The sequence below is a fragment of the Rubrivirga litoralis genome, from assembly GCF_031846415.1.
Lineage (GTDB): Bacteria > Bacteroidota > Rhodothermia > Rhodothermales > Rubricoccaceae > Rubrivirga > Rubrivirga litoralis.
In genome coordinates this window covers 1-26,040 of sequence record NZ_JAVRHT010000044.1, presented here as the reverse complement: position 1 = coordinate 26,040, position 26,040 = coordinate 1, and the positions used below count along the sequence as shown (strand labels likewise).

Here is a 26,040-nt window from a genome sequence, read left to right as displayed (position 1 = left end):
GTGGAAAGTGGAAAGTGGAAAGTGGAAAGTGGAAAGTGAGGTGCGGGGTAGAAAAGTTCCGGCTATCTCGTTCTCCCGCAACACATGCCGGCGGGCGGGGTGGTCATCTTGCCCGTACCCCGTACCCCGTACCCCGTACCCCGTACCCCGTACCCCGTACCCCGTACCCCGTACCCCGTACCCTCAGCCGTACACCGCCTTCGCCTGGCGGTACATCGTCGCGTGGAGGTCGGCCGTCTCGGCGTAGAGCGTCTCCGGCGCCTGGCCCGGCTCGCGGCGCGCGGCGTAGCCGCCCGACAGCAAGAGGCACAGCGGGGCGCCCGACGCGCGGACCGTCTCGCACACGTAGCGGTCGCGGGCCGCCAGCCCCGCCCGCGAGAGCGCGAGCCGCCCGAAGCGGTCGCCGGCGACCACGTCCACCCCGCCCAGGTAGACCACGAGGTCGGGCTCGGCCTCGGCGAGCGCGGCCGGCAGGTGGCGCGCGAGGGCCTTGAGGTAGGCGTCGTCGCCGGTCCCGTCGGGGAGCGGCACGTCGCGCGTCGAGGGCGGCTTGTCGAACGGGAAGTTTTTGTCGCCGTGCACCGAGAGCGTGTAGACGCCGCCGGCCGGCCACGCCCGCGCGCCGCCGAAAAAGGCCGCGTTCCCGTTCCCCTGGTGCACGTCCAGGTCCACCACGAGCGCGCGCCGGAGCCACCCCGCCCGCCGCAGCGACCGGAGCGCGACGGCCACGTCGTTGAGCACGCAGAACCCCTCGGGCCGGTCGGGCATGGCGTGGTGCGTGCCGCCGGCGAGGTTGCCGGCGACCCCGTCGTGGAGCGCCATCCAGCACGCGTTGAGCGTGCCCTGCACGGCCAGCCGGCTCCGGCGGACGAGGGCCGGGCTCCAGGGCAGCCCCATCCGCCGCTCCTCCGCCTTCGTCAGCGCCCCGGCCGCGAGCGCGTCCAGGTAGCGCCGCGTGTGGACGAGCAGGAGGTCGGCCCAGTCCGCCTCGCGCGGGGCTACGATCTCGCTCTCCGAAATCACGCCCTCGGCCACGAGCCGGTCGCGGAGCACGGCGAACTTGGCCATCGGGAACGGGTGCCGCTCGGGCAGCGGGACGACGTAGCCGTCGTGGTACGAAACGCGCAAGGCCGGTGGGTCAGCGGGTCGGGAGGGCCGTGGGCGCTCGGCCGCCCCGCCCGCGGCCAAGGGCGGGGTGGAGCACCACAGAGCGACGCACCACCCCGCCCTCTCGGGCCGAGCGGGCGGGGCGGGCGCACTGATCCACTGATCGTTCCCGACTCACTGACTCACCGACCGGCGGGCCTCCAGGAAGTCCTCGAACGTCGCGGTTTCGTAGGCCTCCTCGCGGACGTAGCGGAGCACGAGCCCGAACGTCTCGGGGTCGCTGTAGCCGGGAAACTTCGTGATCATCTCGCCGTCGGCCGCCACGAACACCGACGTCGGCGTCCCCGCGATCTGCATCGCCTGCCCCAGCTCGGCCTCGCTGACCGACACGTCGAAAAACGGGACGACCGCCTCGCTGTCCAGGTTGAGGCGGACCGGCGCGAAGTGCTCGGCGAGGTACGCCTGCACGGCGTCGTCGGTGAACACCTCGCGGTCGAACCGGACGCAGAACCCGCACCACGGGGCGTAGCCGTACACCAGGAGCAGCTTGCCCTCGGCCTGCGCCGCGGCGATCGCGTCGCCCATCGAGAGCCAGTCGGGCGCGTCGTCGGGGACGACCGAGGCGTCTTGCGCGCCGGCCGCGAGCGGGGCGGCGAGCAGGAGCAGGAGGGCGAGGCGGCGCGTCATCGGGGGCGGGGTGGGGGAGGGGCCGAACGGGCCGCCGCGCTATTCGTTGCCGAGGCGCCGCCGTAGCGCCGCCCCCAATCGCGCCCCGCCCCTCACCCGAGGAGGCCGAGCACGACGTCCCGGAACACGCTCCGCCCGCGGTCCCACGCATAGGGCGCGAGCGCCTCGGTGGTCCGCCCCGCCCACGCGTCCCGCGCGTCCGGGTCGAGGGCGAGGCGGAGCGCGGCGGCGACGGCGGCCGGGTCCGCCGGGTCGGCCAGGACGCCGACGCCGCGCTCGACGACGCGGCGGATCTCGGGGAGCGGGCTCGCGATCACGGGGACGCCGGCGGCGAGGTACTCGAACAGCTTGTTGGGGAGGCTCAGCCGGAGGCTCTCGGTGAGCGGCTCGATCAGGCACGCGCCCAGGTCGGCCCCGGGCGTGAGCGCGGCGAGCGCGTCGGGCGGCACGAACGGGTGGAGCCGGAAGCGGTCCCCCAGCGGCGCCCCGAGCCGCGCGAGGTCGTCCCACAGCTCGCCCTCGCCGATCACGACCAGGCGGACGCCGTCGACGCGGCGCGCGGCCTCGACGAGCGCGGGCAGTCCCCGCCCCGCCCGCAGGAGCCCCTGGTAGAGCACGACGACGCGGCCGTCGTCGGGCAGCCCGAGCCGCGCGCGGAGCACGGTCCGCCCCGCCCGTGCGTGGTCCGCCCCGCCCTCACCGCTTGGCGAGGGCGGGGCGGGCGCGTTGTAGAGCACGGTCGGCCGCGCGATCCTGTACGCCTCGGCCAGCCGGTCCGCGATCTGGTCGCCGACCGTGAGGACGGCGTCGGCGCGCCCGATGAACCGGCCCTCGACCGCCCGCCACGCCGCCGCCACGTGGGGCCTCCCGGCCGACGAGTCGAGCGCGGCGTACAGCTCGCGGCTGTCGTAGACGAGGCGCCCGCCGTGGCGCCGCGCCGCGGCCGCGAGGGCGGGGAGGACGTAGAGGTCGCTCGCGAGGTAGAGCGCGGCCGGCGTCCGCTCGGCCAGCCGCCGCACGGCGCGGTCGGCGCGCCAGAAGAAGGCCGGCCCCCGCCCCGCCGGCCAGGGTGCCGCGACCGCCCCGTCCACGACGCCGCGGAGCACGTCGGGCCGGCGCATCGGGCCGACCGCGAGGAGCCGGACGTCGAGGCCCAGCGCGCTCAGCGCGCGGAGCTGGCGGAGCGCCCGCGACGACCCCGTGGGGTCCCCGAGGAGGGCGAAGACGACCCGGGGCGGGGCGGGCACGGGCGGCGGAGACAGCGGAATAGGGGCGCACCAGGGGACCTCCGAGGAGGTGCGGCGGAGACGAAGCGGGGCGCCCAAACGTATGTTACGGACGGCCCCGAGCGGCTCGCCCGAGCGCCCTCCGCGCTCGCCCTCGGCCCCCTTCCCCGCCCGTGACGTTCCGTCGACTCCTCCTCGGCCTCGCCGCGCTCGCCGTCGGCGTCCTCGTCGGCCTGCCCCTCATCCGGCTCGTGCAGCCCGACGCCGGCCCCACGGCGGGCGGGGCGGACGCCGCGCGCGAGGCGGCGCCGCGGGCCGTCGTCGAGACGGTCCAGATCGGGGCCGACGGGCCGCCCCCGGCCGCGGCGACGCAGGTGCCGGACCTCGTCGACATCAGCCAGCAGACGACGGCCGTCGCCCGGGCCGTCGAGCCGACCGTGGTCTACGTCGAGGTCTCGACGCCGGCGCCGGGCGGGGCCGGCCGCGTGGCGACCGAGGCCGGCAGCGGCGTCATCCTCTCGCCGTCGGGCTACGTGCTCACGAACGCCCACGTCGTCGCCCGCGCCGGCGACGTCGTGGTCTACTTCCCGACCGACAAGCGCGAGTACGAGGCCGAGGTCGTCGGCTCTGACCCCACGACGGACGTCGCCGTGCTCCGCCTGCTCGAGCTCGACCCCGACGCCCCGCTCTCGGTCGCCTCGCTCGGCGACTCCGACGCGCTCGAGGTCGGCGAGTGGGTGCTGGCCGTCGGCAGCCCGTTCCGGCTCACCAACACGTTCACCTCGGGGATCGTCTCGGCGCTCGGGCGGGGCGGGCTCTACGCGATCGAGAGCGAGTTCGCCATCGAGGACTTTATCCAGACCGACGCGGCGATCAACCAGGGGAACTCGGGCGGCGCGCTCGTCAACCTCCGCGGCGAGGTGGTCGGCGTGGTGACGGCGATCGCGTCGGAGAGCGGGTACTACGAGGGGTACGGGTTCGCCGTGCCCATGAACCTGGCCCGGCGCGTGGCCGAGGACCTCATCCAGTACGGGGAGGTCCGGCGCGGGTACCTCGGCGTCGAGGTCCTCCCGATGTATGCCGCCGACGCCCGCGAGCGCGGGATGACCGAGGTCGCGGGCGTGCTCGTGGGCGGCGTCGTCCGCGGCGGGCCGGCGGAGCGGGCCGGCGTGCGCTCGGGCGACGTGCTCCTCGAGATCGAGGGCCGCCACGTCGACGAGCCCAACCAGTTCCAGAGCCGGCTGGCGATGGCCCGCCCGGAGGAGGCCGTCGCGCTCGCCGTGTGGCGCGACGGCGGGCGCCGCGAGCTCCGGGCCGTCCTCGCCGACCCCGGCGACCCCGGGTTGGAGACGTGGTTCGCGGGCCGGACCCCAGCCGTCGCGCTCCCGTCCGCGCCCGAGGCCGCCCCGCCCGAGGCGCTCCAGCGGACCGAGGCGCCAAACTGGGGCGTCCAGTTCCGCGACCTCACGCGCGCCGAGCGCCGCCAGTTCGAGTCGGGCGCCTTCGTCGAATCCGTCGCGCCCGGGAGCGCGGCCGAGCTCGACGGGCTCCCGCGGGGCACGGTCGTGGTCGAGGTCGAGGACCGGCCGGTCGCGACGGCCGAGGAGGCCCGCGCGGCGCTCGCGCGGCAGGCCCGCCGCGACCGCCCCGCCCTCCTCCGCGTCCGCCGCCCCGACGGGCAGACCGCGTTCTACGACCTGGCCTCGCCGTTCGTCGACGAGTAGGGGCGACCGGCGGTCGCCCGCACACGCGGGGCGGGGTGGCGATGGGCGGGGCGGCCTCGGCGCGCAACGCGACCGGCCGACGCGGGCTGCCCGGACCACGGGCGACCGCCGATCGCCCCTGCGCCGCCGCCCCGCCCGGTGTCCGTCGTTGACCGCCCCGCCCACAGTGGGCGGGGCGGTCATCTTGCCGCACGCCGCACGCCGCACGCCGCACGCCGCACGCCCGCTGGGCGGGGCGGCCCCGGTCGGCTCTACCTTCCGGGCGTGAACGCCGCCCACCCCGCCCCGCCCGGAGCCGCCCCGCCCGAGGCCGCCCGCGCCGTCCGCCTCGACCCGCCGCCGCCGACCGCCGCCGCGCGGGTGTGGTTCGGGTGGCTGCTGGGGTGGACCGCGCTGTTTTCGGCCACGCTCAGCCCGGGCCTCGTGCTCCAGTCGGCGTCGCGGCCGACGGCGGAGACGTTCCGGGCGTGGATGCGGCCGTGGGCGCGGGCCATCTTCGCGTGCGCGGGCATCCGCCTCCGCGTGGTCGAGCGCGCGGCGCTCCCGGACGGCCCGGTCGTGTTCGTCGCCAACCACCAGAACGCCATCGACATCCCGGCGACGTCGGTGGGCCTGCCGCGGCCGTTCCTCTACGTGGCCCGCCACGAGCTGCGGGCGTGGCCCATCGTGGGGTGGGTGCTGGAGAAGTCGGCGTGCATCTTTATCCGCCGCGACAACCCGCGCGAGGCGCTCAAGAGCCTGGGCGCCGCGGCCGACCGCGTGCGCGCGGGCGAGTCGGTTCTCCTGTTCCCCGAGGGCGGCCGGAGCCACGGGCACGCGCTGGCCCCGTTCATGCGCGGCCCGTTCCTGCTCGCCATCGAGGCCGGCGTCCCCATCGTGCCCGTCGCCCTGGTCGGCCACACGGGCGTCGCCGACGAGAAGGCGCTCGCGGCGCGGCCGGGCGAGGTCCACCTCGTCCTGGGCACGCCGATCCCGACGGCCGGGCTCCGGCGCCGCGACGCGGGCGAGCTGGGCGAGCGCGTGCGGGCGGCGCTCGAAGCCGAGCTCGGCCGGTACGGGACGGTCGGCCACGCCGCCCCGCCCGGTACGAACGAGGGCGAGTAGGCCGCCCGGGGCGGGGCGGAGCCGCGTCAAGCGTCGTCGAATCCGGGGCGGCGGCGGGGCGGGGCGGCGCCAGCCCGCGGGTCCGGGCGTTGGCGCTGCCGCTCCTTCCCCCGCCCCGCCCGGGCGTAGACTGCACGCATGGCCAAGACCCAGAAGAGCCGGACCTCGCGCCGCTCCAACCGCCCCGCCCCGCTCGAAGGCAACGACGTCTGGCGCTCGCGGAGCCGCGTCCGCCGCGCCGGGCCGGCCCTCCGCGAGGCGACGTGGTGGGAGGGCCTCCCCGGCGCCGCCCGCCACGGGCTGTGCCTCGCGTTCCTGCTCCTCGTCGCCGTCGGCTTTTTCTGGCCGACCACGTTCGGCGGGCGGACGCTCGTCGGCGGCGACACGGTCCAGTGGCGGGCCACGGCCGAGGCCATGCTCCAGTACGAGGCCGCGACGGGCGACGAGGCGAACTGGGCGCCCAACGTGTTCGGCGGGATGCCGGGCACGCTCATCATCGGGAGCCCGGCCGTGCCCGGCGCCGACTCGGTCGCGCGCGTGCTGCGGCGGATCGGGCTGTGGCCGGTCGCCCACTTCCTGGTCCTGCTCGGCGGGATGTACGCCCTCGTGTTCTACCTCACGCGGTCGTCGCTGGCCGGCGTGATCGGGGCCGTGGGGTACGGGCTCTCGACGTACCTCCCGGTCATCCTCACGGCCGGCCACAACTCGAAGTTTGTGGCGCTGGCCTACGCGCCGTGGCTGCTCCTGGCCTTCGGCGCGCTCGTCCGGCGCGGACCGGAGTCGTCGAAGATGATGAGCGCGCTGCTCGTGCTCCTGTTCGCCATCGCGGCGTCGGTGAACCTGCGGGCGGGGCACGTCCAGATCACGTACTACGTGGTCGTCGTGGCCGCCGTCTGGTGGATCGCCGAAGGCGTCGCGGCGGTGCGCGCGGGGCGGGGCGGGGCGTTCGCGGTCTCGACGGGCCTCCTGGTCGTCGGCAGCGCCCTGGGGCTCGCGCTCGTGGCCGACCCGTACCTCGCGCAGTGGGAGTACAAGGCGTTCACGACGCGGGCGGCCAGCCCGGGCGGCGGGCTCGGGTGGGCGTACGCCATGTCGTGGAGTCAGGGGTTCGGCGAGCTCCTCACGCTCGTGATCCCCAACGCCTACGGCGGGGGCGGGGCGACGTACTGGGGGGGCAAGCCGTTCACGGCCGGTCCGCACTACGTGGGGACCGTCGTGGCGCTCCTCGCGCTCGTCGGCGTGGCCGGCGTCGCGCGGCGGTCCGTCGCCGCCTTCGGCGTGGCCACGCTGCTGACGGTCCTGTTCGCGCTGGGCGAGAACTTCCCGGCCCTCAACCGCTTCGCCTTCGAGGCCATCCCGCTCTTCAACGCGTTCCGCGTGCCCGAGACGTGGCTCGCGGCGACCGTCCTGCTCCTGGCGCTCCTGGCGGGGTGGGGCGCGTACTACCTCCAGCGCCGCGAGGCGACGACCGAGGCCGAGGACCGCAAGCGGCGGATCGTGCTGATCGTCGGGGCCGGGCTCGCCGTCCTTGTCGGCGGCCTGTGGCTCGCGGGCGGGGCGGGGCTCGCGTTCGAGCGCGCGGGCGAGGCGGCCCAGGTCCAGGCGGCGGCGGCCCAGCAGTTCGGGCTCTCGCCGGGTGACCCCCAGGTCCGCGCCGCGGCCGACCAGTACCTCTCGGGCGTCGAGGCCGAGCGCGCCGGCCTGTTCGCCGCCGACGCCGCGCGGTCGCTCCTCTTTCTCGGTCTCGCGCTGGGGCTCGTGGCGCTCCTCCTGTGGCGGAGGGCGGCGTCGTGGGCCGTCCTCGCCGGCCTCGCCCTCCTCGTCACGGTCGACCTGTGGGGCGTCGGGCGCCGGTACTTCAACGAGGACAACGACGCGCTCCGCCGGCGGTCCAGCGTCGAGGCCGTGATCCCCGAGACGGCGGCCGACCAGTTCGTGGTCCAGCAGGTCGAGGCCGCGGGCGGGGCGGGCCGCTTCCGCGTGCTGCCCCCGAACCCGACGCAGAACGCGGTGCCCTCGTACTTCTACGAGTCGGTCGGCGGGTACCACGGGGCCAAGCTCACGCTTATCCAGGACTACTTCGACCGCCTGCTCCCGGACGACGAGACGGGCCTGAACCCGAACGCGCTCCGGCTGCTCTCGACGCGCTACGTGGTGGCGCCGGGCGTGCCGCCGGGGCTCGATCCTGTGTTCCAGGACCCGCAGACGGGGCTCGTGGTGTCCGAGGACTCGACGGCGCTCCCCCGCGCCTTCCTCGCCGACGAGGTCCGCGTGGTGCCGGACGAGGACGTGCTCGTGGCCGCGATCCGGGACCCGGCGTTCGACCCGCGCGAGACGGCGCTCCTCGCCGCCCCGCCCCCGGGCGGGGCGGCGGCTTGGAGCGGGGCGGCCCCGGACTCGGGCGCCGCGTCGGTCGAGCTCCAGCGGTTCGAGCCGGACGAGATCGTGTGGCGCGTCCGCACCGACCGGCCGCGGCTGCTGGTCGCGAGCGAGGTGTACTACCCGGCGGGGTGGACGGTGACGGTGGGCTCGGAGCCGGCGCCCATCCTCCGCACGGACTTCCTGCTCCGCGGCGTGCCGGTCCCGGCCGGCGAGCACATCGTGACCATGCGCTACGTGCCGGAGACGAAGCGGACGGGCCGCCTGATCTCGTGGATCGCCACGCTGCTGACGTACGGGGGCGTCGTCGTCGTCGGCGGCCTCCTGTGGTACCGCCGCGGACAGGAGCCGGTGTAGCGGGCAGGGCGGGCGTGTGACGGGCGATGAGTGACGGGCGGGACCGTCGCGTGGGGCCGCCCCGCCCGCTCAAGCACCCCGCCCCGCGTCCTGCCCTACGACGCCGCCCCGCCCCCGCGTTGTGCCCTACGCCGTTGCACGCAACGGCGCTACGCGCGCTGCGCTGGCATCCAGCGGGCGGGGCGGTCATCTTCCCGTTCCCCGTTCCCCGTTCCCCGTTCCCCGTTCCCCGTTCCCCCATCCGTCTCCTCCTCGTCACGTACTACTTCCCGCCGGCGGGCGGGGCGGGCGTGCAGCGGACGCTGAAGTTCGCGAAGTACCTCCGCGCGGCCGGCGTCGAGCCCACGGTGCTGACCGTCGAGGCCGGGGCGTACCCGAAGCTCGACCCGGCGATGGCCGCCGACGTCCCGTCGGGCGTGGCCGTCCTCCGCACGCCGGCGCCCGACCCGTTCGCGCTCTACGGCCGCCTCACGGGCCGGACGCGCCAGGAGGCCGTCGCGGACCAACTGCGGAGCGCGCCGGCCGGGGCCGCGGAGCGGGCGGCCCGGTGGGTCCGGGCCAACCTCGTGGTCCCCGACGCCCGCGTCGGGTGGGTCCCGTTCGCCGTCCGCGCGGCGCGGCGCGCCCACCGCGCGCGGCCGTTCGACGCCGTGCTGACGTCGGGTCCGCCGCACTCGGCGCACCTCGTGGGGCGGGCGCTCCGGCGGGACGGCCTGCCGTGGGTGGCCGACTTCCGCGACCCCTGGACCGACATCCACTATTACGAGCGGCTCCCGCGTACGCGCCCCGCTCAGTGGGCCGACGCGCGCCTGGAGCGGGCCGTGCTCCACGCGGCCGACCGCGTGACGGTCGTGAGCGGGCGGTGGCGAGACCTGCTCGCGGCGAAGGTCGACCGCCCCGCCCGCGCCTTCGCCGTCGTCGCGAACGGGTTCGACGCCGAGGACTTCGAGGGCGTCGAGGGGCGCCCGCCGACCGACCGCTTTACACTCACACACGTCGGCACGCTCTACGGGACGCCGGACCCGGTGCTCCAGGCGCTCGCGCGGCTGCGCACGCGTGGGGCGCAGACCGCCGGGGCGGGGCGGCTCCGGCTCCGGCTCGTCGGGCACGTCCCGGCGGCCGTGGCCGAGGCGGTCGGGCGGTACGGGCTGCGCGAGGCGGTCGAGGTGGTCCCCTACGTGCCCCACGACGCGGCCGTCCGCGAGATGGCCGGGGCGGGCGCCCTGCTCCTCGTGCTCGAAGACTGGCCGCACGCCGAGGGGCTCGTTACGGGCAAGCTCTACGAGTACCTCGCGTCCGGTCGGCCGGTCATTGGCGTGGGGCCGCCGGACGGGGACGCGGCGGCGCTGCTGGCCGAGACCGGCGGCGGCGCCCTCGTCGCGCGCGACGACGTGGACGGCCTGACCGCCGTGCTCGGCGCGCATTACCACGCCTGGGCCGCGGGCGCACCGCTCGACGGAGCCCGGCGGGACCGCCTCGCGCCGTACACGCGCCGGGCGCAGACGGCGCGCTTGGCGGACGTCATCCGCGAGGCCGTGGTGGAGCGGAGAAGGCGGGGCGGCGGGTAGGGCGGTGTGGTCGCCGCCCCGCCCGGGCACCCGTGGGCGGGGCGGGCGCGCACTGACAGGTCCGCGTTTTGGTCGGGCACGGGGTATGGAGTGCCGGGCACGGAGGCCGTACCTCGTACCCCAGCGCCCATTCGACCGCCCCGCCCACGCGAGCGGGGTGGTCTCAGCCCTCGGCTCCGCCCGGTATCTTCCGCCATGTCCTCGGCCACCGCCCCGTCCGCCGCCCACCGCGACCGCTTCGAGCGGACGCTCGCGTTCGTCCGCGCCGGGCTGCCGCCGCCGGCCCGGCTCCTCGACGTGGGGCCGGACAACGCGCTCGCGCGCGAGCTCCGGGCGGCGGGCTACGCCGTCGAGAACACGGGCGGGGCGGACCTCGACGACCGCCCCGAGGCGGCTGGCGCCCCGGCCGACGCACTCGTTGCGTTCGAAGTCCTGGAGCACCTCGTCAACCCGCTCGGCGTGCTGCGGGCGTCGCCGGCGCGGCGGCTGTTCGCGACGGTCCCGCGGCGGCTGTGGTTCGCGCCGGCGTACCGGAGCGCGACCGACCCGCGCGACCGGCACTTCCACGAGTTCGAGGACTGGCAGTTCGACTGGCTCCTCGAAAAAGCCGGCTGGGAGGTCGTCCGCCGCGAGCGGTGGCGGCCGGCGTCGTCGGGCCTTCCGCTGGGCGTGCGCCCGGCGCTCCGGCGCGTGACGCCGCGGTGGTACGCCGTCGAGGGGCGGCGCCCGTGACCGCCCCGCCCGCGCCGTCGGTGTCCGCCCCGCGTGCGTCCGCCCCGCCCGACGTGCTCCACCTGGCCACGACGCACACGGCCGGCGACCCGCGCGTGGCTCAGAAGGAGGCGCGGACGCTGGCCGAGGCCGGGCTCCGCGTGGGCCTCGTGCTCCCCCACGACGGCGACGGCGTCGGGCCGGGCGGGGTGGCGGTCTACGGCGTCGAGCGGCCGGCGACGGGCCGCGACCGCGTGCTCCGCACGACGCCGGCCGTCGTGCGCCGGGCGCTCGCCGAGGCCGGGCCGCGGACGGTCTTCCACCTCCACGACGCCGACCTGCTGGCGCACGGGCTGGCGCTCGCGCTCCGCGGCCGGCGCGTGGTCTACGACGCCCACGAGGACACGCCGCGGCAGGCGCTCCACCAGCCGTGGATTCCGGCGCGGCTCCGGCGGCCGGCGGGGTGGGCGTACGGGGCGGCCGAGGCGCTGGGCGGCCGGCTGTTCGCGGGCGTCGTCGCGGCCGAGCCGGCCATCGCGCGGCGGTACCCGGCGGCCAAGACGGCGCTCGTCCGCAATTTCCCGCTCCTCGGCGAGCTCGCCGTGCCCGGTGCGGCGCCCTACGCCGAGCGGCCGGCGGCCGTCGCCTACGTCGGCTCGATCACGCGCGCGCGGGGGGCCGAGGAGATGGCGCGGGCCGTCGCCGGGCGCGGCGCGACGCTCCACCTGGCCGGCCCGTTCCACCCGCCCGCGCTCGCCGACGCCTTCCGCGGGCGGGGCGGGGTCGTCGTCCACGGCGTCCTCGACCGGCCGGCCGTCGCGGCGCTCCTGGGCGGCGTCCGCGCTGGGCTCTCGGTGCTCCACCCGACGCCGAAGTACCTCGAAGCGTACCCGACGAAGCTGTTCGAGTACATGGCCGCCGGGCTCCCGCTCGTCGCCAGCGACTTCCCCGTGATCCGCCAGTTTGTCGAGCCGGCCCAGTGCGGGATTCTCGTCGACCCGCTCGACGTGGACGCGCTCGGCCGGGCCGTCGGGTGGATCCTGGACCACCCCGCCCAGGCCGAGGCGATGGGCGCGCGGGGCCGGGCGGCCGTCGAGGCGAGCTACACGTGGGCGCCCGAGGGCCGGCGGCTGGTCGCGTTCTACGACGCGCTCCGGGCGGGGCGGCCGCCGGGCCAGCCGATTCCCGCCTGATGCTCCGCCGGCTCGCGCGCCAGAGCTCGGTCTACGCCCTCGCCAGCGTCGTCTCCAAGGCGAGCGGGTTCGTGCTCCTCGTGTTCTACGCGGATCCCGACGTGCTCCCGAAGGCGGACCTCGGCGTCCTCGGCGGGCTCGACGCGGCCAAGGCGTTCGCGCTCCTCGTCGCCGGCGCGGGCCTCCCGCTGGGGATCATCCAGTTTGCGTCGTCGCCCGCGCTGGGCGAGCGCGAGCGGGCGGCGGTCCCGGCGACGGCGCTCGCGCTCGCGGCCGTCGCGGGATGCGTGGTCGCCGCGCTCGGGTGGGCCGCCGCCCCGCCCATCGCCGCCGCGTTCGGGATGGCGGGGCGGGCCGAGGTCGTCCGCTGGCTGGCCGTCTACGTCGGGTTCAAGACCGTCGCCGACGTGGCCTACACCGTGCTCCGGCAGCGCGAGAAGGCGGGCGCGTTCGTGCTCCTGGGCACGCTCGAAATGGGGCTCCTGGTGGCCGCCGTCCTGTGGTTTCTGGTGGTCCAGGGGCAGGGGCTGGTCGGCGTGATGAAGGGGTACGCGGTCTCGGCCGTCGCCCTCGCCGCGGTCACCACCCCGCTCCTGCTCGCGCGCGTGGACCGCCGCGTGGCGGCGGGGCTCGTCCGGCCGATGCTCGTGTTCGGGCTCCCGCTCGTCGTGTCCGGCTTTGCCGGGCGGTTCCTCAACCTGGGCGACCGCTTCCTGCTCCTCCACTTTCTGGGCGGCGAGGCGACGGCGGTCTACGAGGTGGCGTCGCGGTTCGGCGGCGTCGTCAACGTGTTCCTGGTCCAGAGCTTCAACCTGGCGTTTACGGTCCTGGGGCTGAAGGCGCTCGGGGGCGGGGCGGGGGGCGGCGGCGACGCCGAGATCCACCGCCAGTCGTTCCGGCACCTCGCGGCGGTCGCGGGGTGGATGGTGCTCGGGCTGGGCCTGTTCATGGGCGACGTGGCGCGCGTCCTGTTCCCCGACGACCCGACCTACGCGCAGGCCGACGGGCTCACGGTCCTCGTGGGCGGCGGGTTCGCGTTCTACGGCCTCTACTTCGTCGTCGTCAACGTGCTCTACGCGGCGGGGCGGACCGGCGCGGTCGCGGCGACCGTGGGCGGGGCGGCGGTCCTCAACCTCGCGCTCAACCTCGCGCTCATCCCGGCGCTCGGGGCGGCCGGGGCCGCGTGGGCGACGCTCGTGGCCTACGCCGCGCTCGCCGTCGTGACGGCCCGGCTGGGGCAGCGCTCGACGCCGGTCGCCTACCCGTGGAGGGCGCTCGCCGTCGTGGTCGCCCTCGTGGCCGGGCTGTGGGCGCTCGCGCAGCCCACGGCGGCGTGGCCGACGGCGGCGCGTCTGGCGGGGCGGGGCGGGATCGCGCTGGCCTACCCCGCGCTCCTCGTCGCGCTCGGCGTCTACGGCCGGGCCGAGATCGCGCGCGCGGCCGGCGTGCTCCGGCGCTGAGGGCCGACCGCCCCGCCCGCGTTGACACCCGATCCGACGGGGAGCTACCTTCCCCGCCCGGCCCGGACCCTCCGCCGCCGGCTCTCTAGCACACGATTGACATGCCCAACGGAGATTACGGCGCCGCGCTCGGAATGGTCGAGACGCGGGGCCTCGTCGGCGCCATCGAGGCCGCCGACGCGATGGTGAAGGCCGCCCGCGTGAACCTGATCGGGAAAGAGCAGATCGGGGGCGGTTTCGTCACCGTCCTGGTCCGCGGCGACGTCGGGGCCGTCAAGGCGTCGACCGACGCGGGCGCGGCGGCGGCCGAGCGCGTGGGCGAGCTGATCTCGGTCCACGTCATCCCGCGCCCGCACACCGAGGTCGAGGGGATCCTCCCGGGCGAGTAGCCCGGTGGCCCGCCCCGCCCCCGACGGCGACGGCGCGCCGACCGGCGCGCTCGGCCTGCTCGAAACGCTCGGGCTGGTGGCCTCCGTCGAGGCCGCCGACGCCATGCTCAAGGCGGCCGACGTCCGCCTGGTGTCCCAGCAGCGGACGGTGCCCGGCCTCGTCACGCACGTCGTGACGGGCGAGACGGCCGCCGTGCAGTCGGCCGTCGACGCGGGCGCGGCGGCGGCGGCGCGCGTGGGCCGCGTGGCGGCCAGCCACGTGATCCCGAGCCCGTCCGACGGCGTCTGGCGCCTGCTCGCCCCGCGCGCGGGGCGGGGCGGGGCGGCGTCCACCCCGCCCATGGATGACGCCGACGGGAGCGACGTGCCCTCCGACGAGGGCGGGGCGGCCGACTACGACGACCGGACGGTCCGCGAGCTCCGCGTGCTGGCCCGCGACCGCGACGACCCGGCGCTCCAGGGCCGCGACATCTCGCGGGCGACCAAGGACGAGCTCGTGGCGTTCCTCCGCGATCTCGACGCCCGGTGAGCGCGCCGGCCCCGCAGCGCTGGGACCGGCCCGGCGTCCGCGGCCGGCTCCGGTCGCTCTTTCCGTCCCGCCGCCCCGCCCCGCCCGACGACGAGGCCGGACGGCGGAGCCTGGCGCTCGGGCTCTCGCTCGTCGTCGCGGCCGTGCTGTGGTTCAGCTTCAGCATGCGCGAGGCGTACTCGGTAGCCGTCGAGGTCCCGGTCCAGGTCGCGTCGCTGCCGGCGGGGCAGGCCCTCCGCGAGCCGCCGCCGACCTCGGCGACGGTCACGCTCCAGGGCGAGGGGTGGACGCTGCTCACGCTCACGCGCCGGCGCCCGGCCATCCGCATCGCGGCGACTGGGCCGACCGTCGACCTCGCGTCCTCGCTCCGCGAGCGGGGGCTGCCGTCGGGCGTGAGCGTCCAGAGCGTCCAGCCGCGCGTCGTCGACCTGGCCCTCGACGCGCGGACGACGCGGCGGCTCCCGATCCGCCTCCGCCGCAGCATCGAGACGCGGCCGTCTTACGGGCTCCTCCGGCCCCCCGTGCTCCGGCCCGACTCGGTCACGGTGTCGGGCGCGCAGTCGCTGCTGGGCCGCCTCGCCGACTGGCCGACGGAGACGCTCGTCGCCCAGGACGTCGACGAGGACTTTTCGCGCGTCGTCGCGCTGAGCGACACGTTCGGCGGCCTGCTCACGCCGTCGGCGCGGTCGACGATGGTGTCCGTCGAGGTCGGCCAGTTTACCGGCGCCAGCCGAGACGTCCCGGTCGAGGTCGAGAACCTGCCGCCGGGCGTCGAGGCCGTCCAGTTCGACCCGGCCACGGTCCGCGTCGCGTTCGACGTCCCCAGCCAGGGCGAGGCGTACGACCGGGCGCTTGAGCCGGGCGCCTTCCGCGCCGTTGTTGACTACGCCGACATCGCCCGCGACACGACCTCCGGCTCGGTCCCCGTCGCGCTCCGTTACCCGGACGGCCTCGGCGTGCGCGACCCGGCAGCCACGCCGGCGCGCGTCGACTACTTCGTCCTCCGCCGCCGGGCCAGTGAGTTAGGGGGGCAGTAGGTCAATGGGTCGGTGCCCGCCCCGCCCGCGCGCGGGGGCGGACCGCTCCAGAACGGCGCTCCGGGACCGCCGCCCCGCCCGGTTGCGCCGCGCGGGCGGGGCGGGGATCTTCGAGGACTCACGCCACCCCGCCTCGGCTCCGGCTCCGGTGGGCAGTAGGATCGGTGAAGCAGTGGGTCAGGAAGATCAGTAGAGCGGCTACGGGCTGGCCGGGGGAGCAGGGCGGGGCGGGGCGGGACCGGAATCCACCGCCCCGCCCCTTGCGCGACGCGGGCGGGGCGGGCACCTTCCGACTCACCGACTCACCGACTCACCGACTCACCGACTCACCGACTCACCGACTCACCGACCCGTGCCCTTCGACCCCGACTTCCACCTCGGCCCCGGGTCGCGCCGGCAGCGCGAGGTGTTCCTCGACGGCGTCGCCGGCCGCACGCCGGCCGTCCCCGTGGCGCCCGACGCGCTCGCCGAGGCGGCGCGGCGCGCCATGAGCCCGGCCGCGTGGGCCTACGTCGCGGGCGGGGCGGGCCTGGAGCGGACGCAGGACGCTAACCGCGCCGCGTTCGACCGCTGGGCGCTCGTCCCCCGCCAGCTGGCCGGGACGGACGAGCGCGACCTGTCGACGACCGTTCTGGGCGCGCGCCACCCCGCCCCGCTGATGCTCGCGCCGATCGGCGTTTTGGAGGAGGCGCACGCCGAGGCCGACCTCGCCGTGGCCCGCGCGGCGGCGGCCGAAGGCGTCCCGTTCGTGTTTTCGAGCCAGGCCAGCGTGCCCATGGAGGCGTGCGCTGAGGACATGGACGCCGTCCGGCCCGGGGCGCCGCGGCTGTTCCAGCTCTACTGGTCGACCGACGACGACCTCGTCCGCAGCTTCGTCCAGCGCGCTGAACGGTGCGGGTGCTCGGCCGTCGTGCTCACGCTCGACACGACGCTGCTCGGGTGGCGGCCGCGCGACCTCGACCTCGCCGCGCTCCCGTTCCTCCAGGGCAAGGGGATCGCCCAGTACACGTCGGACCCCGTGTTCCTGAGCAAGCTCGACCACCCGCTGCCCGACGCCGCGGCCGCCCCGCCCCTGTCCGTCTCGACGGTCCGCGCGGGCGTCGGGCAGGCCCGGCGGTTTCCCGGCCCGACCGGCCCGGCGCTCACGAGCGGCCGCGCGCGGAAGGCCGTCCAGCGGTTCGTCGGCACCTACAGCCGGCCGTCGCTGGGGTGGGCGCAGGTCGACCAGCTCCGGGCGATGACCCGTCTCCCCGTCGTGCTGAAGGGCGTGCTCCACCCGGACGACGCCCGCGAGGCCGTCCGGCACGGCGTCGACGCGGTCGTGGTCTCGACGCACGGCGGGCGCCAGGTCGACGCGTCGGTCGCCGCGCTCGACGCGCTCCCGGCCGTGGTCGAGGCCGTGGGCAGCGATCTCGAGGTATGGTTCGACAGCGGCGTCCGGGGCGGGGCGGACGTGGCCCTCGCCCTGGGGCTCGGCGCACGGGCCGTGCTCCTCGGGCGGCCCTACGTGTACGGCCTCGCCGTGGCCGGCGAGCGTGGCGTCCGCGAGGTGATCCGCAACGTGCTCGCCGAACTCGACCTCACGCTCGGGCTCGTCGGCGCCCGCTCGCTCGCGGACCTCCCGGCCGCCGTCGTGCGCCGGGGCGGGGCGGCCTAAGGGCGGGGCGGCCGCGCGGGGATGGCCCCTACACTCGGCTTTCTCTGTCCCCCGCGCCCTACTCATAAACGGCTCCACAGGGCGGGGAGGAGAGAGCGTCTAAGGGATAATCTTAGGACGCCTAGTGGGCGGTGCGGGCTATCCTGCCACGGCCCCACGGCCCTCACCACCCTCTGCAGAATCATGACTCACCGCGTGTTTATCGTCGAAGACCACCCCGTGATGCGCGAGGGGTACGTCAGCCTCATCAACGCCGAGCCCGACCTCGACGTCGTCGGCGAGGCGTCGTCGGCCGAGGACGCCTTCGACCAGGCGGCGGACCTCGAGTTCGACGTGGCCATCGTCGACCTCTCGCTGCCTGGCGTGAACGGGGTCGAGCTCATCAAGCGGCTCCGGTCGATCGACGACGACGTCAAGGTCCTCGTCGTCTCGGCCCACGACGAGGCCCTCTACGCCGAGCGCGCGCTCCGGGCCGGCGCCCGGGGCTACCTCATGAAGCACGAGTCGGCCAAGGGGTTCGTCGAGGCCGTCCGCCAGGTGATCTCGGGCGAGCTGTTCCTGAGCGACTCGCTGCGGACGCGCTTCCTCAACGACCGCTTCGGGTTCGGGAACGACCCCGCCCCGACGGTCTCGCGGCTGACCGACCGCGAGCTCGAGGTGTTCGAGCACTTTGGCCGCGGCAAGAGCACGCGCGAGGTGGCCGAGGTCATGGGCCTCAGCCTCAAGACCATCGAGTCGCACCGGACGAACATCAAGCAGAAGCTGGGCATCGACCGGGCCGCCGAGTTCATGCAGCGGGCCGTGCTCTGGGTCGAGGCGCCGCTGAGCTGACGGTCGAGGCATGGAGAGAGCGGGGAGGCATAGAGGGATAGGCAGAGGGTGTTTGGGCCGCCCCGCCCGGTCCGACTGAACCGCCCCGCCCAGGCGGGACGATGAGGGACGAGGGCAGAGACGGCCGCCCCGCCCGCAGGCGTGTGGGCGGGGCGGTCCGTCTTGGGGACGAGGCGCGGGCGGGGTGGCCTTGGCGTCGCGGCGTTGCATGCAACGCCGCTACAGGATGGCGCCCAGGGTCGGAGGCTGGGTGGAGAACCCGTGGGCAACGCGCCGCCCCGCCCTCTGCTCATCCCTCCATCCCCCATCCCTCCCCTCATGCCGTCCCGCGGTAGAGGCTGACGATCCCGAACGTGAGCGGGCGCGCGAGGACGCCGCGGTAGCCGGCCGCGCGCATCTCGTCCAGGAACGCCTCGCCGTCGGGGAACGCGGCGACCGACTCGGGGAGGTACTCGTACGCCTCGGCCGAGCCCGAGACGGCCTGGCCCACGCGCGGGAGCACGTGCTTCGAGTACGCCTCGTAGCCCTGCCGGACGCCCGGCGCCGTCGGGTGGCTAAACTCCAGGACCACGAGCGGGGCGGCCGGCCGCAGCACGCGGCGGATCCCGCGGAGCCCGGCACCCAGGTCCTCGAAGTTGCGGACGCCGAACGCGACGAGTGCCCCGTCAAAGGCGCCGTCGTCGAACGGGAGGTCGGCGGCGTCGCCCTGGACGAGCCGGACGCGGCGGTCGAGGCCGCGCCGGCGGAGCTTGTCGCGCCCGCCGGCGAGCATCCCCTCCGAGATGTCGACGCCGACCACCTCCTGCGGGCCGAGCGCGAGCGCCTCAATCGCGAGGTCGGCCGTGCCCGTCGCCACGTCGAGCAGGCGGCGGGGCGGCCCGTCCAGCCCGGCGCGAAGCAGGGCGACGGCCCGCTTCCGCCACCATACGTCGATCCCGAACGAGAGCACGCGGTTGAGGAGGTCGTAGCGCGGGGCGATCTCGTCGAACATGGCCTCGACGTGGGCGCGCTTACCGGGGGCCGGTCCGATCGGGGGCTTGTTCATGCGGGGCGGGGGAAAAGGTCGCGGCGGGCGGGGCGGTGGGCGCAACGTCCCAAAGCACGCTTCGAGAGGGTACAGAGTACGCGGCCCGGGAAGCCCTCTCAGGCCGTACCTCGTACCCGGCACCCCGTCACCCGAAGGGTGCTCGAAGCCGCTGCCTCAGATCGAGGACGCCGAACCTATCGCAGAGGCTCCAGGGCGGGGCGGGGGAGAGTGGAACGCGTGTTGCTTTCATTTTTTTCTGAAACCTGAAGCCTCCAGCTCAGGTAGCTCCTGATCTCCCCGCCGCTCCCCGCCCGCGTGTCGAACACGGCCCCCACCCCGCTCGCCCTCTCCCCGCTGCGCCGCGCCCTCGCCGACGCGCTGCGCTCGTGGGACGGCCGCTCCGTCCTCCGCGCCGAGGCGCCCGCCCCGCCCGCCGACGCGCTCGGGTGGCTGGAGGCGCAGGCCGGGCCGCACCGGGCGTACTGGCGCGGGCGGGGCGAGGCCGAGGCGCGGGCGTCCGTCGGGGCCGCGGCCGTTGTTGAGGGGCTGACGCTGGAGGCCGTGGCTGCCCCGCTCGGCCGGCTCCTCGGCGCCCTCCCCGCCCACGCGCGCCTCACGGCGACGGCCCGGTTCGACGCGCGCGCCGAGGGCGGGGCGGAGTGGGCGCCGTTCGGGGCGGTCCGGTTCGTGCTCCCCCGCGTGGAGTATCGAACGGACGGGCGCGCGGCGTCGGTCGCCGTGCACCTGGCGCCGGGCGAGGCGCCGGACGCCGCGCGCGCCGCCGTCGAGGCGCTCCGCCCGAGCGCGGCGCCGGCCACGGCCGAGCTCCCGCTCCCGTTCATGCGCCGCGACGACCCCGACCGGGCCGACTGGGGCCGCATGCTCCGCTGGGCGCTGGGCGCCTTGTCTAGCGCCGGCCCGCTCCAGAAGGTGGTCCTCGCGCGGCGCGCGCGGTTCTCCTTCGAGGAGGCCGTCGACCCGTTCGCGCTTCTCCGCCGGCTGGAGGCGGCCACGCCGCGGTGCTTCCACGCGCTCGTCGAGGCGGGCGGGGCGGACCGCGCGCCGGCCGCGTTCCTCACTGCGACGCCCGAGCGCCTGTTCCGCCTCGATGGGCGGACCGTTGAGACCGAGGCCGTCGCCGGGACGCGCCCGCGCGCGGCGTCCGACGCCGACGACGACCGGCTCCGCGACGAGCTGATGGGGAGCGAGAAGGACCGCCGCGAGCACGGCTACGTCCGCGAGCGCATCGCGGCCGCGCTCGCCCCGCTCACCGTGTCGCTCGACGACGACGGCGACGCCTCGGCCATGACGCTCGCGCGCGGCCGCCACCTCTACACCGGCTTCCGCGGCACGCTCGCCGACGGCGTCGGCGCGCTCGACGTGCTCCGCGCCCTCCACCCGACGCCGGCCGTCGGCGGCACGCCCACCCCGCTCGCGCTCGACGCCATCGACCGCCTGGAGCCGTTCGACCGCGGGCTCTACGCCGGCCCCGTCGGCTGGGTCGGGCGCGACGGGGCGGGGCGGGAGGCGGCCGAGGTCGCCGTCGGCATCCGCTCGGGTCTGGTCGAGGGCCGCACGCTCTCGCTCTACTCCGGGGCCGGCATCGTCGTCGGGTCGGACCCGGCGGCGGAGTGGGCCGAGATCGAGCACAAAATCGGCGACTTTGCGCGCGTGCTCGGGCTCACCGACCGCGCCGAGTCGTAGGAGCCCCGCCCCGCCCGCGCGCTGTGGGCGGGATGGTCTGCTCCGTCGCCCGTCCCACCCCGCCCACGCAGCGAGCCGCGTCCCTGCGGCTGCCCCACGAGGGCGGGGCGGTTGTCTTCGCCACCCCGCCCGTGCTCTCTCACCTCGCGTCTGCGCCCAACGTCAACCACCTGTGGGCGGGGCTTCTGGTCGAAGAGCTGGTCCGCCAGGGGACGACCTTTTTCGTCGTCTGCCCCGGCTCGCGGAGCACGCCGTTGGCTGTCGCCGTCGGGCAGAACCCGCGGGCCGAGGCGCTCGTGCACTGGGACGAGCGGGCGGCCGCGTTCGTGGCGCTGGGGTGGGGCCGCGCGACCGGCCGCCCCGCCGCCGTGATCACGACGAGCGGGACGGCGGTCGCCAACCTGCTCCCCGCCGCCGTCGAGGCCGACGCTGACGGCGTGCCGATGCTGCTCCTCACGGCCGACCGGCCGCCGGAGCTGCGCGAGACGGGCGCGAACCAGGCGGTCCGCCAGCCGCCGATCTTCCAGGACGTCGCGCGGTGGTCGCTCGACTGGCCGGTCCCCACGGCGGACGTGCCGGCGCGGTGGGTGCTCTCGACGGCGGCTCACGCCGCGCACCGGGCGACCGCCCCGCCCGGGCCGGTCCACCTCAACCTCCCGTTCCGCGAGCCGCTGGGGGCGCAGCCGGACGGGACCGACGCGGCGGCGTATTTGGGCGGGGTGGGGCGGTGGGGGAGCGGCCTCCTGTCGCAGAGGTTCACCGAGCCGGTCGGCCGGGTGTGGCCCGGCGGACAACCACAGACCGAGTTCGACCAACTGGCAAAGCGCCTACGAAGCGTCGAGCGGGGCGTGGTCGTCGCGGGCTACGGCGCCTCGCTCGACGCCGACGACGTCGCGTGGCGCCTGGGATGGCCCCTCCTGGCCGACCTCCGGTCGCCGGGCCTCCGTGTGGGCGCCTCGCACTGGGAGCGGCCCGTCCCCTACGCCGACCTAGTCCTGACGAGCGAGTCGTTCCGCCGTCGCGGCCCTGCCGAGGCCGTCGTCCACTTAGGGGGGCGGCTTGTCTCGAAGCGGCTCGGGCAGTACCTCCGCGAGTCGGAGCCGGCGACGTATGTGCTGGTCGGTCCAGAGCGGGACCGGACGGACGCCGACGCGCTCGTCACCCACCGAGTGGACCTCGGGGAAGGCGAGGCTCTCCCTGTCTGGCCGTTCGGCCCGCGTCAGGAGTCGACTCGCTGGCAACAAACGTGGGGTCGGGCTTCGGCCGCGGTCGGTGAGGTGCTTGAACGGGTGATCGGCGGCGCGAGCGGATTGTCTGAGCCGGCCGTCGCCCGCAGCGTGTCCCGTCAGACGGGGTTGCCAGAGGGGGATCGCCCGTTCGTATCCCTCGTCGCCTCCGCGTCTATGCCGGTCCGCGACCTCGAATCGTACGCTGTTACGGACCGGGGACCCGAGGTGATGGCGGTCGCCAATCGCGGGGCGAGCGGGATCGACGGGACCGTTGCCACGGCCGCGGGCTACGTGCGGGGGCGGGGCGGGGCGGCCGTCCTCCTCACCGGCGATCTCGCGCTGCTCCACGACCAGACCAGCCTGGCGCTCCTCCGCACCGGCCCGCCCGTCGTCGTCGTCGTCATCAACAACGACGGCGGCGGCATCTTCCACCGCCTGCCGGTCGCCGCGGGCGGGGTGGGGGAACTCGACAGCGACACCTTCGAGCGCTTTTTCGGGACGCCCCACGGGCTCGGCTTCGAGGACGCCGCGCGCCAGGTGGGGCTCGCGTACCACCGGCCCGAGACGATGCCGGCGTTCGAGGCCGCGCTCGACGGGGCCGTCCGCTCGGGCGCGTCCGCCCTGATCGAGGTGCGGACGGACCGCGAGGAGCAGGCCGCGCTCCGCCGCCGGATCGAGGCCGCCGCCGCCGCGGCCGTCGACGCCGCGCTCGCCGGGGACGACACGTGACCGCCCCGCCCGACGCCACCCCGCCCGCGGGCGGGGCGGGGCCGCCCGTCCTGCTCCTCCACGGGTTCCTCGGGCGCGGGGCCGACTGGGACGCCGTCCGCGCGCGCCTCCCTGCCCGCGACGTGCGCGCGCCCGACCTGCCCGGGCACGGCGCGGCCGTCGGCCTGGACGACGGCCACTACACGATGGACGGGGCCGCCGACCGCGTGCTCGCTAGCGTGGGCGGACCGCAAACCGGCGGGGCGGTCGACGTCGTGGGCTACTCGATGGGCGCGCGGCTCGCGCTGCACCTCGCCGTGCGCCACGCGCCCCGCGTGCGGCGGCTCGTGCTCGTGTCCGGCTCGCCGGGGCTCAAGACCGAGGCGGAGCGGGCCGCGCGCCGGCGCCTCGACGCCGAACGCGCCGTCGCCGTCGCCCGCGACCTGCCCGGCTTCCTCTGGGCGTGGTACCGGATGCCGCTCTTTTCGAGCCTCCACCCCGCCCTCCGCGACCGCCTCGTGGCCGACCGCGCGGCTCACAACGACGCGTCCGAGCTGGGCCGCTCGCTCCGCGGCATGGGGACGGGCGCGCAGCCGTCGCACTGGGGCGCGCTCGCGGGGATCACCGCCCCGACGACGGCCGTAGCGGGGGCGCTCGACCCCAAGTTCGTCGCCCTCGCGCACGCCATGTCCGAGCGCCTGCCCCGCCCGAGCGGGGCGGGTCCGGTCGAGCCCGTGATCCTGGGCAGGGCGGGGCACATGGTCGCCGCCGAGCGGCCCTCCGACCTCGCCGCCCTCCTCCAGTCCCTCCTCTCCTGATGGCCGAACAGAACGCCCACCACACGACTGACCGCCCCACCGTCTCCGGCCCCTTCGAGTGGGAGCGCGTCGGGGGCTTCGAGGACATCGTCTACGAGAAGGGCGCGGCCGGCACCAATACGGCCGGCATCGCGCGCGTGACGATCAACCGGCCCGAGGTCCGCAACGCGTTCCGGCCGACGACCGTGACCGAGATGATCGCGGCCATCGACGACGCCCGCGACGACCCCTCCGTCGGCGTGTTCGTGCTGACGGGCGCCGGCGACCAGGCGTTCTGCGCCGGCGGCGACCAGCGTATCCGCGGCGACCACGGCTACAAGGAGGTCGAGGGCGGGGCGGAGACGGGCACGCAGCGGCTCAACGTGCTCGACTTCCAGACGCGGATCCGCAAGATGCCCAAGCCGGTCATCGCGGCCGTGAACGGGTGGGCCGTCGGCGGCGGCCACGTGCTCCACGTGGTCTGCGACCTGACGATTGCGAGCGACAACGCGCGCTTTATGCAGACCGGTCCCAAGGTCGGCTCGTTCGACGCCGGCTACGGGACGGCCCACCTCGCGCGGATCGTCGGACAGAAAAAGGCCCGCGAGATCTGGTTCCTCTGCCGGCCCTACAGCGCCCAGGAGGCGCTCGACATGGGCCTCGTCAACACGGTCGTGCCGCTCGCGGACCTGGAGCGCGAGACGGTCCAGTGGAGCCGCGAGATCCTCGCCAACTCGAACATCGCGATCCGCATGATCAAGGCGGCGGCCAACGCCGACGAAGACGGCGGGGCGGGGCTCCAGGAGCTGGCTGGCCACGCGACCATGCTGTTCTACATGACCGAGGAGGGCCAGGAGGGCCGCAACGCCTACCTCGAACGCCGCCCGCCGGACTTCGACGCCGACGGCTACCGGCCGTAGCGGGTGACGAGTTACGGGTGATGAGTAAAGGGCGGGGTGGCCGCCCCGCTCCATCGGCCGCCCCGCCCTCACTCCGCCGCCCCGTCTCCACCCCGCCCTGTGGGAGCACCCGTAGGGACGCGACGCGTCGCATCCGCCTTCGGGCGGGGCGATCCGCCCGGTCGCCCCGCCCCGTCGTCTGGGCGGGGTGGTCCGAACCTCCGCCCCGCCCCCGCGCGTATGGGTGGGGCGGTCCCAATCCTCCATGAAGAGCGTTCCTTTCAAAGCCAAGTCCACGTTCGACCTGCGCGGCGGCTACTTCAAGGGGCAGGGCACGATCCGACTCCAGGGGGACGACATCGCCGTGGAGGTCCAGGTGTGGCCGTTGCCGACGTTCAAGCAGACGGTCCGCACCTACAGCTTCGACATGACCGATTTGGAGGAGATCCGCCACACGCGCCGGTTCTGGGGCGACACGCTCACGCTGCGCACGCGGCCGATGGAGCGCGTGACGGAGATTCCGGGCGCCGCGAACGGTGCGCTGACGCTGAAGGTGAAGCGGGCCGACCGCCCCGCCCTTGACGCCTTCCTCGACCGCCTGGAGCTGTGGCTCGTCTGACCGCCCCGCCCCCGACGCCCGCCCCGCCCGCCGGCGTGGGTCTGTGGTTGGAGGCCGCCCGGCCGAAGACGCTGCCGGCGGCGATCGCGCCGGTCCTCGTCGGGATCGGACTGGCGTGGGAGGCCGGCGCGTTCCACGCGCTCGCCGCGGCGTGCGCGCTGGCGGGCGCCGTCCTCATCCAGATCGGGACCAACTACTCGAACGACGCCGAGGACTTCGTACGCGGCGCCGACACCGAGGCCCGCAAAGGTCCGCGCCGGGCGACGGCGAGCGGGGCGGTCACGGCGGTTCAGATGCGCGCGGCGGCGGCCGTCGCGTTCGCACTCGCGGTCGCCGCCGGCGGCTTCCTGATCTGGCGGGGCGGGTGGCCGGTGCTCGCGCTCGGCCTCGTCTCGATTGCGTCGGGCGTGGCGTACACGGCGGGCCGCTACGCGCTCGCCTACACGGGCCTGGCCGACGTGTTCGTGCTGGTCTTTTTCGGCCCGGTCGCGGTCGGGGGCACGTACTACGTGCAGGCGCTGGACCTGCCGGCGTGGGTCCTGGTCGCCGGGCTCGGGCCGGGCTTCCTGGCGACGGCCATCCTCATCGCCAACAACGTCCGCGACGTCGAGGAGGACCGGGCGGCAAACAAGCGGACGCTGGCGGTCCGGTTCGGGCGCGGCTTCGGGGTCCGGCTCTACAACGCGTGCCTGTCCGGCGCGCTCGTGGTCCCGGCAGCGCTCGCGCTCGTCTCGCGCGACCACGTCGGCGTGCTCGCGGCGTCGGCGCTCGTGGCCGTCCTCGGCCGCCGGCTGGGGCGGACGCTCGCGGTGTCGGACGATCCGGCGGTCCTCAACCCGCTCTTGGGCAAGACGGCGGGGCTGCTGTTCCTGTACTCGGTCGCCTTCGCGCTGGGCTGGGCGCTGACGTGAGCGGGGCGGGGCGGCCGTAGATGACCAGCAGATCAGCGGACTCATCCAGCATCGGGCGGGGCGGCACGGTGGACGGCCTACTGCGTCGTCGCCTTGCAGTCCAGAACAACACGCCGCCCCGCCCCTTGCGCCACCTGGGCGGGGCGGGCACCTTGATCCACTGATCCACTGATCCACTGATCCACTG

General features: G+C 75.9%; 22 protein-coding genes. 18 read left to right on the top strand and 4 right to left on the bottom strand.

All coding sequences use genetic code 11. The features are described from left to right. Nucleotides 1–183: 183 nt before the first annotated feature. From RM540_RS14570 to RM540_RS14560, 3 genes are all read right to left on the bottom strand, one after another. The gene (locus RM540_RS14570; RefSeq protein WP_311665412.1) at nucleotides 184–1,128 is read right to left on the bottom strand and encodes a histone deacetylase family protein; all 945 of its coding nucleotides are present in this window, start codon (nucleotides 1,126–1,128) and stop codon (nucleotides 184–186) included. A gap of 153 nt (nucleotides 1,129–1,281) precedes the next feature. Further along, a complete protein-coding gene (locus tag RM540_RS14565; protein ID WP_311665410.1) occupies nucleotides 1,282–1,794 on the bottom strand; it encodes a thioredoxin family protein in 513 nt (170 codons plus the stop codon). A gap of 92 nt (nucleotides 1,795–1,886) precedes the next feature. After that, nucleotides 1,887–3,041, bottom strand: coding sequence for a glycosyltransferase family 4 protein (locus RM540_RS14560; protein WP_311665408.1), 1,155 nt, complete (start codon nucleotides 3,039–3,041; stop codon nucleotides 1,887–1,889). A gap of 152 nt (nucleotides 3,042–3,193) precedes the next feature. Here RM540_RS14560 and RM540_RS14555 point away from each other — a divergent pair, with 152 nt between their 5' ends. From RM540_RS14555 to RM540_RS14500, 12 genes are all read left to right on the top strand, one after another. After that, nucleotides 3,194–4,744, top strand: a complete 1,551-nt coding sequence (locus RM540_RS14555; RefSeq protein WP_311665405.1) for a trypsin-like peptidase domain-containing protein — start codon at nucleotides 3,194–3,196, stop codon at nucleotides 4,742–4,744. A gap of 264 nt (nucleotides 4,745–5,008) precedes the next feature. After that, complete coding sequence (locus RM540_RS14550; RefSeq protein WP_311665403.1) at nucleotides 5,009–5,848, top strand: lysophospholipid acyltransferase family protein; 840 nt, start codon at nucleotides 5,009–5,011, stop codon at nucleotides 5,846–5,848. 138 nt (nucleotides 5,849–5,986) lie between these two features. Then, entirely contained in the window at nucleotides 5,987–8,584 is a 2,598-nt protein-coding gene (locus RM540_RS14545; protein ID WP_311665401.1) for a hypothetical protein, read from the top strand. A 290-nt stretch (nucleotides 8,585–8,874) separates the two neighbouring features. After that, nucleotides 8,875–10,152: a glycosyltransferase gene (locus tag RM540_RS14540; RefSeq protein ID WP_311665399.1), complete on the top strand. Its 1,278-nt coding sequence runs from the start codon at nucleotides 8,875–8,877 to the stop codon at nucleotides 10,150–10,152. Nucleotides 10,153–10,347: 195 nt separating this feature from the next. Next, entirely contained in the window at nucleotides 10,348–10,884 is a 537-nt protein-coding gene (locus RM540_RS14535) for a methyltransferase domain-containing protein (RefSeq protein WP_311665397.1), read from the top strand. Further along, nucleotides 10,881–12,056 (top strand): glycosyltransferase, encoded by a 1,176-nt coding sequence (locus RM540_RS14530; protein ID WP_311665395.1) that lies wholly within the window; start codon nucleotides 10,881–10,883, stop codon nucleotides 12,054–12,056. Before RM540_RS14535 ends, RM540_RS14530 begins: the two co-directional genes overlap by 4 nt. Continuing rightward, nucleotides 12,056–13,516: a lipopolysaccharide biosynthesis protein gene (locus RM540_RS14525; protein ID WP_311665393.1), complete on the top strand. Its 1,461-nt coding sequence runs from the start codon at nucleotides 12,056–12,058 to the stop codon at nucleotides 13,514–13,516. Before RM540_RS14530 ends, RM540_RS14525 begins: the two co-directional genes overlap by 1 nt. Before the next feature lie 101 nt (nucleotides 13,517–13,617). Beyond that, nucleotides 13,618–13,905 carry a BMC domain-containing protein gene (locus RM540_RS14520; RefSeq protein WP_311665391.1) on the top strand — a complete coding sequence of 96 codons (288 nt, stop codon included), beginning with the start codon at nucleotides 13,618–13,620 and terminating at the stop codon, nucleotides 13,903–13,905. Nucleotides 13,906–13,909: 4 nt separating this feature from the next. After that, nucleotides 13,910–14,434, top strand: coding sequence for a BMC domain-containing protein (locus tag RM540_RS14515; RefSeq protein ID WP_311665389.1), 525 nt, complete (start codon nucleotides 13,910–13,912; stop codon nucleotides 14,432–14,434). After that, nucleotides 14,431–15,471: a CdaR family protein gene (locus RM540_RS14510; RefSeq protein WP_311665387.1), complete on the top strand. Its 1,041-nt coding sequence runs from the start codon at nucleotides 14,431–14,433 to the stop codon at nucleotides 15,469–15,471. The genes RM540_RS14515 and RM540_RS14510 overlap by 4 nt, the downstream gene beginning before the upstream one ends. A 352-nt stretch (nucleotides 15,472–15,823) precedes the next feature. Then, a complete protein-coding gene (locus tag RM540_RS14505; RefSeq protein ID WP_311665385.1) occupies nucleotides 15,824–17,128 on the top strand; it encodes an alpha-hydroxy-acid oxidizing protein in 1,305 nt (434 codons plus the stop codon). 183 nt (nucleotides 17,129–17,311) lie between these two features. Then, the gene (locus RM540_RS14500; RefSeq protein ID WP_311665383.1) at nucleotides 17,312–17,959 is read left to right on the top strand and encodes a response regulator transcription factor; all 648 of its coding nucleotides are present in this window, start codon (nucleotides 17,312–17,314) and stop codon (nucleotides 17,957–17,959) included. A gap of 316 nt (nucleotides 17,960–18,275) precedes the next feature. On the opposite strand, the gene ubiE is transcribed toward RM540_RS14500, so the two are convergent. Next, nucleotides 18,276–19,004, bottom strand: coding sequence for a bifunctional demethylmenaquinone methyltransferase/2-methoxy-6-polyprenyl-1,4-benzoquinol methylase UbiE (gene ubiE, locus RM540_RS14495; protein WP_311665381.1), 729 nt, complete (start codon nucleotides 19,002–19,004; stop codon nucleotides 18,276–18,278). Nucleotides 19,005–19,301: 297 nt separating this feature from the next. Between ubiE and RM540_RS14490 the strand changes: the two genes are divergently transcribed. From RM540_RS14490 to RM540_RS14465, 6 genes are all read left to right on the top strand, one after another. After that, nucleotides 19,302–20,690 carry an isochorismate synthase gene (locus RM540_RS14490; RefSeq protein WP_311665379.1) on the top strand — a complete coding sequence of 463 codons (1,389 nt, stop codon included), beginning with the start codon at nucleotides 19,302–19,304 and terminating at the stop codon, nucleotides 20,688–20,690. Nucleotides 20,691–20,821: 131 nt separating this feature from the next. Further along, the gene (gene menD, locus RM540_RS14485; protein WP_311665377.1) at nucleotides 20,822–22,648 is read left to right on the top strand and encodes a 2-succinyl-5-enolpyruvyl-6-hydroxy-3-cyclohexene-1-carboxylic-acid synthase; all 1,827 of its coding nucleotides are present in this window, start codon (nucleotides 20,822–20,824) and stop codon (nucleotides 22,646–22,648) included. Continuing rightward, nucleotides 22,645–23,445 carry an alpha/beta fold hydrolase gene (locus tag RM540_RS14480; protein ID WP_311665375.1) on the top strand — a complete coding sequence of 267 codons (801 nt, stop codon included), beginning with the start codon at nucleotides 22,645–22,647 and terminating at the stop codon, nucleotides 23,443–23,445. The genes menD and RM540_RS14480 overlap by 4 nt, the downstream gene beginning before the upstream one ends. Continuing rightward, nucleotides 23,445–24,344 carry a 1,4-dihydroxy-2-naphthoyl-CoA synthase gene (gene menB / locus RM540_RS14475; protein WP_311665373.1) on the top strand — a complete coding sequence of 300 codons (900 nt, stop codon included), beginning with the start codon at nucleotides 23,445–23,447 and terminating at the stop codon, nucleotides 24,342–24,344. Before RM540_RS14480 ends, menB begins: the two co-directional genes overlap by 1 nt. Before the next feature lie 244 nt (nucleotides 24,345–24,588). Further along, a complete protein-coding gene (locus tag RM540_RS14470) occupies nucleotides 24,589–24,942 on the top strand; it encodes a hypothetical protein (RefSeq protein ID WP_311665371.1) in 354 nt (117 codons plus the stop codon). After that, nucleotides 24,930–25,853: a 1,4-dihydroxy-2-naphthoate polyprenyltransferase gene (locus tag RM540_RS14465; RefSeq protein WP_311665369.1), complete on the top strand. Its 924-nt coding sequence runs from the start codon at nucleotides 24,930–24,932 to the stop codon at nucleotides 25,851–25,853. Before RM540_RS14470 ends, RM540_RS14465 begins: the two co-directional genes overlap by 13 nt. Nucleotides 25,854–26,040 lie beyond the last annotated feature (187 nt).